Annotated in this window: 7 protein-coding genes; 3 read left to right on the top strand and 4 right to left on the bottom strand. The window is 69.6% G+C overall.

Annotation, left to right across the window (positions count from 1 at the left end; all coding sequences use genetic code 11):
• The first annotated feature begins 305 nt into the window (after positions 1-305).
• Entirely contained in the window at positions 306-767 is a 462-nt protein-coding gene (locus G3I40_RS27190; RefSeq protein WP_164304875.1) for a universal stress protein, read from the top strand.
• A 99-nt stretch (positions 768-866) separates the two neighbouring features.
• Positions 867-2,306: an amino acid permease gene (locus tag G3I40_RS27195; RefSeq protein WP_164304877.1), complete on the top strand. Its 1,440-nt coding sequence runs from the start codon at positions 867-869 to the stop codon at positions 2,304-2,306.
• On the opposite strand, the gene G3I40_RS27200 is transcribed toward G3I40_RS27195, so the two are convergent.
• The 4 genes from G3I40_RS27200 to G3I40_RS27215 form a co-directional block, all read right to left on the bottom strand.
• Complete coding sequence (locus tag G3I40_RS27200) at positions 2,307-3,959, bottom strand: extracellular solute-binding protein (RefSeq protein ID WP_164304879.1); 1,653 nt, start codon at positions 3,957-3,959, stop codon at positions 2,307-2,309.
• Between the two features lie 47 nt (positions 3,960-4,006).
• A complete protein-coding gene (locus G3I40_RS27205; protein WP_164304881.1) occupies positions 4,007-4,927 on the bottom strand; it encodes a carbohydrate ABC transporter permease in 921 nt (306 codons plus the stop codon).
• The gene (locus G3I40_RS27210; protein WP_343245025.1) at positions 4,924-5,871 is read right to left on the bottom strand and encodes an ABC transporter permease subunit; all 948 of its coding nucleotides are present in this window, start codon (positions 5,869-5,871) and stop codon (positions 4,924-4,926) included. Before G3I40_RS27210 ends, G3I40_RS27205 begins: the two co-directional genes overlap by 4 nt.
• Before the next feature lie 193 nt (positions 5,872-6,064).
• Complete coding sequence (locus tag G3I40_RS27215) at positions 6,065-7,198, bottom strand: ROK family transcriptional regulator (RefSeq protein ID WP_164304883.1); 1,134 nt, start codon at positions 7,196-7,198, stop codon at positions 6,065-6,067.
• Positions 7,199-7,314: 116 nt separating this feature from the next.
• Between G3I40_RS27215 and G3I40_RS27220 the strand changes: the two genes are divergently transcribed.
• Positions 7,315-8,315 (top strand): glycoside hydrolase domain-containing protein (locus G3I40_RS27220; protein ID WP_239091962.1); only part of this gene is annotated, 1,001 nt, incomplete at its 3' end.

Genomic DNA, 8,315 nt, shown 5'->3' on the forward strand with positions numbered 1-8,315 from the left:
CGGCGGGCGGTCCCGCGGCGGGCGCGGCACTCGGGCCCGCGCTGGGCACGGTGCGCGCACGGTCGGTGGCGGCGCAACCGGTGAGGGCGGCCATGCCGACGGCGGTGAAACCACGCAGCAATGCCCGACGCCCGGGGGCCTTCTGGTCCTTTTTCATGCTTTATGCGTCACACGGAGTCGGCTCCGCCGCGCACACGACCACCGGATGGGACGCGCGATTGCACCCGTTCGGCCCGCGACGGAACGAAGAAATCCGGTCCGCCCCGCCGGTGCCCCCACCTGGGCCTTTCGGCTAACCTCTGCGCGTGACCGATGAGCAGCCCCACCAATTCGAGCGCGGTACCGACGGCCCCAAGGTGATCGTCGTCGGCGTCGACGGCTCCGAATCCTCGTTCCGCGCCGCCTCCTACGCCGGAGGCCTGGCCCGACGGCAGCGATCCCTGCTCGCCGTCGTCTACGTACAGCCCGTGATGGCCGCCGGGGCCGCGCTCGGCGTCCCCGTCGCGGAGACGACCGACGAGATCGCCTCGAACCTCATCGCGGAGATCCGCGAGGCCACGGAGCGGGTCAAGGACATATATGACGTGCGTTGGGAGTTCCACACGTTCCGCGGCGACCCGTTCAACGGGCTGGTGACTGCGGCCGACGAGCTCAAGGCCGACGCCGTCGTGGTGGGCGCCTCCGAGCAGGCCGGGCACCGCATCGTCGGCTCGGTGGCCGTGCGTCTGGTGAAGGCGGGCCGCTGGCCGGTCACCGTCGTGCCGTAACCACCACTCCTGTGCGTGGGGCGTGCCGTCTTCCGCCCCCGACGTCACGGGTGCATCATGATCGGCCATCAGCCGTCACGTCTGCGAAGAGGTGAGCTCATGGCCATTCCCCCACGACCACGCATGGGGCAGGGCGTGCTGCGCCGCAAGCCCATCGAACAGATCGAGGACGCCGAGAGCGGCGGAGGCGGTCAACGCTCCCAGCTGACACGCTCGTTGGGCCTGTGGCAGCTCACCGCGATCGGCGTCGGCGGCATCATCGGCGCGGGCATCTTCACCCTCGCGGGCACGGTGGCCAACGGCACGGCGGGACCCGCGGTGCTCGTCTCGTTCCTCATCGCGGGGGTGGCGAGCGCGGCGGCCGCCCTGTCCTACGCCGAGTTCGCCGGGCTCATCCCGAAGGCCGGGTCCGCGTACACGTACGGCTATGCGGTCCTCGGCGAGCTCGCCGGCTGGTTCATCGGCTGGGACCTGCTGCTCGAGTACACGGCGATCGTCGCCGTCGTGGCGATCGGCATCTCCGGGTACTTCAGTTTCCTGCTCGGCGAGATGGGCGTGGACCTGCCGCGCTGGATGCTGGGGGCTCCCGGCACCGGCGGCGGCCACAAGGTCGACCTGTTCGCCGCGGCGCTCTGCCTCCTCATCGCGTACCTGCTGACGCTCGGCATCAGGAACGCGGCCCGCTTCGAGACGGTCGTCGTCGTCCTCAAGGTGCTCGTGGTGCTGCTCGTCATCGGCGTGGGTTTCTTCCACATCAACACGGGCAACTACACGCCGTTCTTCCCGTTCGGGGTGAGCGGCGCCTTCACGGGCGCGGCGACCGTGTTCTTCGCCGTGTTCGGGTACGACGCGATGTCCACGGCGGCGGAGGAGTCGAAGGACGCCCAGCGCCACATGCCGAAGGCGATCCTGTACTCGCTCGCCATCTCGATGGTGCTGTACGTCCTGGCTTGCCTGGTCCTGACCGGCATGCAGAACTACAAGGACATCGACCCGGAGAGCGGGTTCTCGACCGCCTTCAAGGCGGCGGGGCTGAGCGGGCTCGCGGATGTGATCGCGGTCGGCGCGATCATCGGCATTCTGACCGTCATGTTCACGTTCATGTTGGGAGTCACCCGTGTGTGGTTCTCCATGTCCCGCGACGGCCTCCTGCCCAAGTGGTTCGCGAAGACGCACCCCACCCGGCACGTGCCGACGCGCGTGACGTGGATCGTCGGGGCCGCGTCGGCCGCCATCGCCGGGTTCTTGCCGATCGGCGAGGCGGCCGAACTGACCAATATCGGCATCCTGTTGGCGTTCGTCGTGGTGTGCGTCGCGGTGATCGTGCTGCGCTACCGGCAGCCGGAGCTGCCGCGCACGTTCCGCACGCCGGGGATGCCGGTCGTGCCCGCGCTCGGCGTGGTGTTCTCGATCTGGCTGATCACGTTCCTGCAGTGGCAGACCTGGGTGCGGTTCGCCGTGTGGTTCGTGATCGGCCTCGGCGTCTACTTCGGCTACTCGTACAAGCGCTCCGAGCTCGCCCGCAGCTCTGATACCTAGTCACTCCCCGTTGGCCGCAAGGGACTTCTGGAACTCCTGCTTCATCTGGTCGAGTCCCTTGGGGCCCCACTCCTTCCAGAACGGCTTCCACTCGCTGATCTTCTTGCGGCCCGCGACGATGTCGTTGACGAGGTCACCGGCTTCGGTCTGCAGGCGGCCGAAGTGCTCGGTGTACGCATCGGAGTAGTGGCCGACCGTGGCGTTCGGGATGGCCGTCTTGAGGAGCTTCTGCTCGACGCCGTACATGTCGCGGACGTCCTGGACCGCATGGGTGCCGGGGAAATACGAGGGTGCCAGCACGAAGGGCGCGGTCGTCGCCGTGGTCAGGCCGCTCCACAGGCCCTCGACCTCCTGCTTGCCCTTCTTGGTGCGCTGCGGGTAGCCGTCCTTGTCGTACGTGAAGTCGGTGCCCTCGGCGCCGAACTCCAGGAACTCGCGCTCCTTCGAACCAAAGGGCGCCGCAAGGTAGTTGAGCACGTCGAGCAGCATCCGTACGCGCTTCTCACTGCCCTTCTTGATGGCTGTGTAGCCGATGGTGCCGAACGCGTGCAGGTGGGCGTTGGCCCGGTGGCCGTCGGCGTCGAAGGGGAGGAGGATCTCCGCGCCCAGCCTCGGGTCGTTGGTGCGGGTGTTGTTGCGGGCGCCTTCGGGGTTCGCGTAGACGCAGGCGCCGATGCGGCCCTGGGCGAGCTTGAGGTAGGCGTCCGCCATCTTCGGGTCGCCCGGGTAGAAGACCCCCGCCTTCTTCAGCTTGATGACGAAGTTCAGGGCCTCCAGGTACCCCTCCGACTCCATGCAGTACGTGACCGCGCCGTCCTTGCCGCGGCCCCACTTGTTGGGGGCGCCGAAACACTGGCTCAGCACAGCTACGGCGTTGACGTAGATCGGTTCGAGGGCCCAGACGTTGCCGCCCGTGACCTCCTTGCACTTGTCCATGAACTCCGCGGTGCCGGACGCCGAGAAGCCGTCGGCCTTGGCCCAGATGTCGGGGTTGCCCCCGTAGACCTGCCCGATCGCCGGATACGGGCTCGGGGCGCCCCAGATCCTGCCGTTGACGACGGCCGTCTTCCAGTGGGCCGGGGTCATGTTCGCGAGGTTCGGGTAGTCCTTGACGGCGTCACCGGAGACGTACTCGGTGATGTCGGCCATCTTGGCCTCCAGGAGCTGCGCGATGTGCTGCAGGCCCTGGTTCGGCGGGATCCACATCAGGTCGGGCAGGTCGCCGCCCGCGACGATCGCCGGGAACTTCTCCTCGTAGCCGGGGTCCGTGCCGAGGATGGCGGAGAGGTCGACGCCGAGTTTGCGGCTGACCTGCTTCCAGTGGGCGTTGGAGCCCTTGGGCGAGGGCGGCTGCACCCATATCTCGGTGAGCATCGACACCTTGGAGCCGTCGCCGGGGACCTTCGCGACGCTCTGCACGAGTTCCTTCGGATACGACAGGAATCCCGCCGACAGGCCCTTGGCGTTGGGCGCGAGGTCGGGCTTGATCTTGGCGAAGGGGACGTAGGACGGCAGTTTCACCTTGGCCGACGCGGCCTCCCCCTTCCCTGCGGTGGACGAGCCGCAGCCGGTGAGGAAGGAGGTGGCGGCGCCCGCCGCGACCGCGGTGCTCACGCCGAGGAAGTGTCGTCGGGACAGACCGGTGCTGCTCATGGGGCAACTCCAAGAGAGGAAAGGGGGGTGGGGTCGGGCGGGGTGCGTCACCCCTTGATGGCGCCGGTCAGCACACCCTTGCTGAAGTACTTCTGCAGGAACGGGAAGAGCAGCAGGATCGGCAGCAGAGCCAGCATCACCACCGCCATCGAGAGGGACTGGGGCGGCGCCATGTGGTTCACGCCGAGCTGGTCGGACGTGAGCGACTTGCCCTGGACGACGTAACTGCGCAGCACGACCTGGATGGGCCACTTTCCCGAGTCGTCGAGGTAGAGCATCGCGTTGAAGAAGGCGTTCCAGTACGTGACCGCGTAGAAGAGGCCGACGACCGCGATGACGCCCTTGGAGAGCGGGATGACGATACGGGTCAGGATGCGCCAGTCCCCCGCGCCGTCGATGCGGGCCGCCTGGTACAGCTCCTCGGGGATGTTCATGAAGAACGCCCGCATGACCACCAGGTTGAAGGCGTTGATGAGGCCGGGGAGGATCAACGACCAGTAGGAGTCGCGCAGGCCGAGTTCCTTCACGAGGACGTACATGGGGATCATGCCGGGCGCGAACAGCAGCGTGAACAGGACCAGGAGGAGGACCGGCTTGCTGCCGGGGACGCCCCGCTTGGAGAGCGCGTAGGCGAGCCCGATCGTCGTCAGGAGCGAGAGCGTCGTGCCCACGACGGTGATGCCGATGCTCACCATGACGGCGCGGGTGACGAGGCCGCCGGAGAGGATCGTCGTGTACGCCTCGAAGGTCGGGTGGGTGGGGAGGAGCACGAAGCCGCCGGACTGCGTGATCTCCTCGCGCGAGGCGAGGCTGGTCGACAGGACCGTGAGGAACGGCAGGATCATCACCGCGCAGAGCACGGTCAGGACGACGGCCTTCGACGCCTTGCCGAGCCGCGAGGGTTCCTCCTCCCACGCGGGGCGCGTGTCCTCGGGGCGGGGCCTCAACAGCGTGAGGGGGAAGGTCATTTGGAGTACACCCCTTGCTCTCCGAAGGCGTGGGCGAGCCGGTTCGCGCCCCAGATCATCAGGGCGCCGACGACGCCCTTGACCAGGCCGGCGGCGGCGCCGACGCCCCAGTCGCCGTAGACCACGCCGTGGTAGTAGACGTAGGTGTCGAGGACCTCCGCGGCCCGGGGGCCGACCGCGTCGCGCTGGAGCAGGAACTGCTCGAAGCCGACGGACAGGACGTCGCCGAGGCGGAGCACGAGCAGCATGATCGTGACGCTGCGCACCGCGGGCAGGGTGACGTGCCACATGCGGCGCCAGCGGCCGGCGCCGTCGACGGCCGCGGACTCGTACAGGCTCTGGTCGACGCTCGCCAGGGCGGCGAGATAAATGATCATGCCCCAGCCGATGTCCTTCCAGATCACCTGCGCGGTGATCAGCATCGGGAAGGTGGAGGGGTCGGTCATCACGTCGAGAGCCGAAAGGCCGTGGTCGCGAAGGAAGTTGGAGATGAGGCCCGCGCCGCCGAGCACCTGTTGGAACAGGGCGACGACCAGCACCCAGGAGATGAAGTGCGGCAGGTACACGACGCTCTGCACGAACTTCTTCACGCGGCTGGAGACCAGGCTGTTGATCAGCAGGGCGAGGGCCAGCGGGGCCGGGAAGAAGAAGACCAGCTGGAGCGCGGCGAAGGCGAGGGTGTTGCGGACCGACTCCCAGAACGCGGGGTCGGCGAAGAGCTCCTGGAAGTTGGCGAGGCCGACCAGGGCGCTGTCCTTGAAGCCGATGAACGGCTGGTAGTCCTCGAACGCCACGACGTTGCCGAGCATCGGGACGTAGAAGAACACCACGAAGAACAGCAGGCCCGGCGCCATCAGGGCGAGCATCACCCAGTTGTTGCGGATCCGGCGCCACAGCGGCGGGCGTCTCCTGGTCTTGCGCTCGGCGGCGGGCGCCGCGGCCACGGGAGGTGAGGCGGCGCGCGGGCGCCGCTGAGTTGCAGGGGATGACACGCGTTCTCCCACCGACGGGACGGGATCGCCAATTTAGAAGGCAACTTTCCGAATTGGAGAGTCATCATGGAAGGGGCCGGAAGGCGCGTCAACCGCCTTCCGGCCCTGGGAAGTTGGACTCTTCGCCGCCGGGGCTTGGACTTTCCTACGCGGGGTGTTCGATGTGTTCCAGTGCGAGACGGGCTGCCCCTATTGCGGTCGATTCCTCGCCGAGCGTGGAGGTCCGTACCGTCGGCGGGCAGGGGCTCAGCGCGGCGAGGCGCTCGGCGAACGGCTCGCTGAGCAGGGTGCCCGCACGCGAGATGCCGCCCCCGAGGACGACGGCCTGCGGGTCGAGGACGGCGACGTGCCGGGTGAGGCTCTCCGCGAGGGCGCGGGCGAAGGCGCGCAGGGTGTACGCGGCTCCTCCGTCGCCGGCTGCCGCGGCGACCACGACGGCGCGGGCCGCGTTCTCGCGGGTGGGGCGCTCCTCGCCCCCGTGGCCGGCGAACCAGTCGAGCAGGCGCTGGTACGGGACGGTCCAGCCGTCGCCGGTCACCATCTCGCCGGCGCCGCCGTGGTGGCCGCGGTGGAGCCCGCCGTTCAGCCACAGGCCGATGCCGAGCCGGTTGCCGACGTACAGGTACAGGAAGTCGTCACGGGTGGCGACGGCACCGGCCGTGCCCTCGGCGAGGGTGGCGAGCTGGATGTCGTTGCCCACGATCACGGATCCCGGTGCGCTGCCCGCGAGTTCGGCCGCGAGGTCGATCCCGCTCCAGCCGGGCAGCGAGTCGCTGACGGTGACGACGCGGCCCGCGGTGTCGACCATGCCGCTGGTGCCGATGCCGGTCGCGAGAGGACGCGTCCCCGTGCTCGCGGGCCCGGTGAGCACGCCGGTGAGGGCGGCGCGCACCGCCTCCAGCCGTTGTGGCGCGGGGAGTTCAGGCGTGACGGGCACCCGGTGCGCGGCGACGGTGCGGCCGAGCAGGTCGGTGGCGAGGGCCAGCACCTTGTGGGCGCCGATGTCGACGCCGACGACGTGCCCGGCCTCGGCCCGGAAGCGGAAGCGGCGGGCCGGCCTGCCGACCCCGCCGATGCCCGGCTCCAGCTCCACCAGGCGTCCCTCGCGCAGGAGTTGCGCCGTCAGGTCCTGCGCGGTGGGCCGGGACACGCCGATCAGTGCGGCGAGTTCGGGCACAGTGATCTCCGCGCGCTCGCGCAGCACGCGCAGCGCCGCGGCCGCGTTCAGGCGGCGCAGCAGCGAAGGATCACCACTCTTGTCGTGGTGCGTGGATTTCATCGTTGCGGCTCTCCCCGATCCAAGGCGTCCCCCTTGACAGCATGATCGGTGACTCCCCAGGGTGACCCGGAGTGATTGAGCAACTTACCTAATAAAAGTGCCTCTGGGGGCCACGCATGGGTGAGCAATTCGCGGCGCAGCAAGCCGACTTCGCGGCCGGTCACGGCCATCCGGACCTCGCCTGCGGGGTGGGTGACTGGGACTGCGACGTGTACGGGAACCACCGGATCCTCGTCCGCGTCGACGAGACGGGTCCGGTCTGTGCGGCGGAGCTGCCGTGGCGGCGCCAGGACCCGGACCCGTCACTCGTCGACGTGATCGTGCGGGCACCGTCCGGGCGGCGCGTGCGCAACACCGTCGCGGTCGAGGTGAGCGCCGAGCGCGGCAGGATCGCGTTCGCACCCGTCGAGGGTCCGGGCGCGTACGCCGTGCACTACCTGCCCTACGCGCACACCGGCCGGGCCTACTACCCCCAGGCCGCCTACCGGCAGCCCACGGCCACCGCCGACCCGCAGTGGGTGCACACGCACGGTCTCGACGGCCCCGACGCCTGGGCCGGACTGCCGCGGGCGACGGCGTTCCGCTACGAGGCGGCGAGTGCCGTGGACTCGTTCGCACCGCTGGGTTTCCCGGCGACCCGGGCCGAGCGGGCGAAGCTCGACGCCGCCTTCCCGGAAGCCGAGTTGCTGCTGTTCGGTGAGGACCGGGCGCATCCGCTCGGCCGGTACGCGCAGTTGCCCGCACGCTGGGCGCGCGGGACGCCGTTCGCCGCGTTCGAGGGCACCGCCGACCAGGGCGAGCACTACGCGTTCCAGGTCGGGGTGTTCGCCGCGGCCGCACTCGACGACGTGCGCGCACAGGTGCGGGGGCTGCCGTTCGAGGTGCGCTGCATCAGCCGGGGCGGCAGCGACGCGCGCGGCGGCACCTTCGAGCGACGGGTCGACGTGGCCGCGGGAGGGGTGTGCGCCCTGTGGTTCCTCGCGCACGTCCCGCACGGCACGGCGCCCGGCCGCTACGGGGGCGAGGTGGCCGTCCGGGCCGAGGGCGTGCCCGAGAGGGTGCTGCCGGTCCGGCTGACGGTGACCGACAGGGCCGTGCCCGACGGGGGCGTCGGTGA

It is taken from the genome of Streptomyces sp. SID14478 (genome assembly GCF_010548525.1).
Taxonomy (GTDB): domain Bacteria; phylum Actinomycetota; class Actinomycetes; order Streptomycetales; family Streptomycetaceae; genus Streptomyces.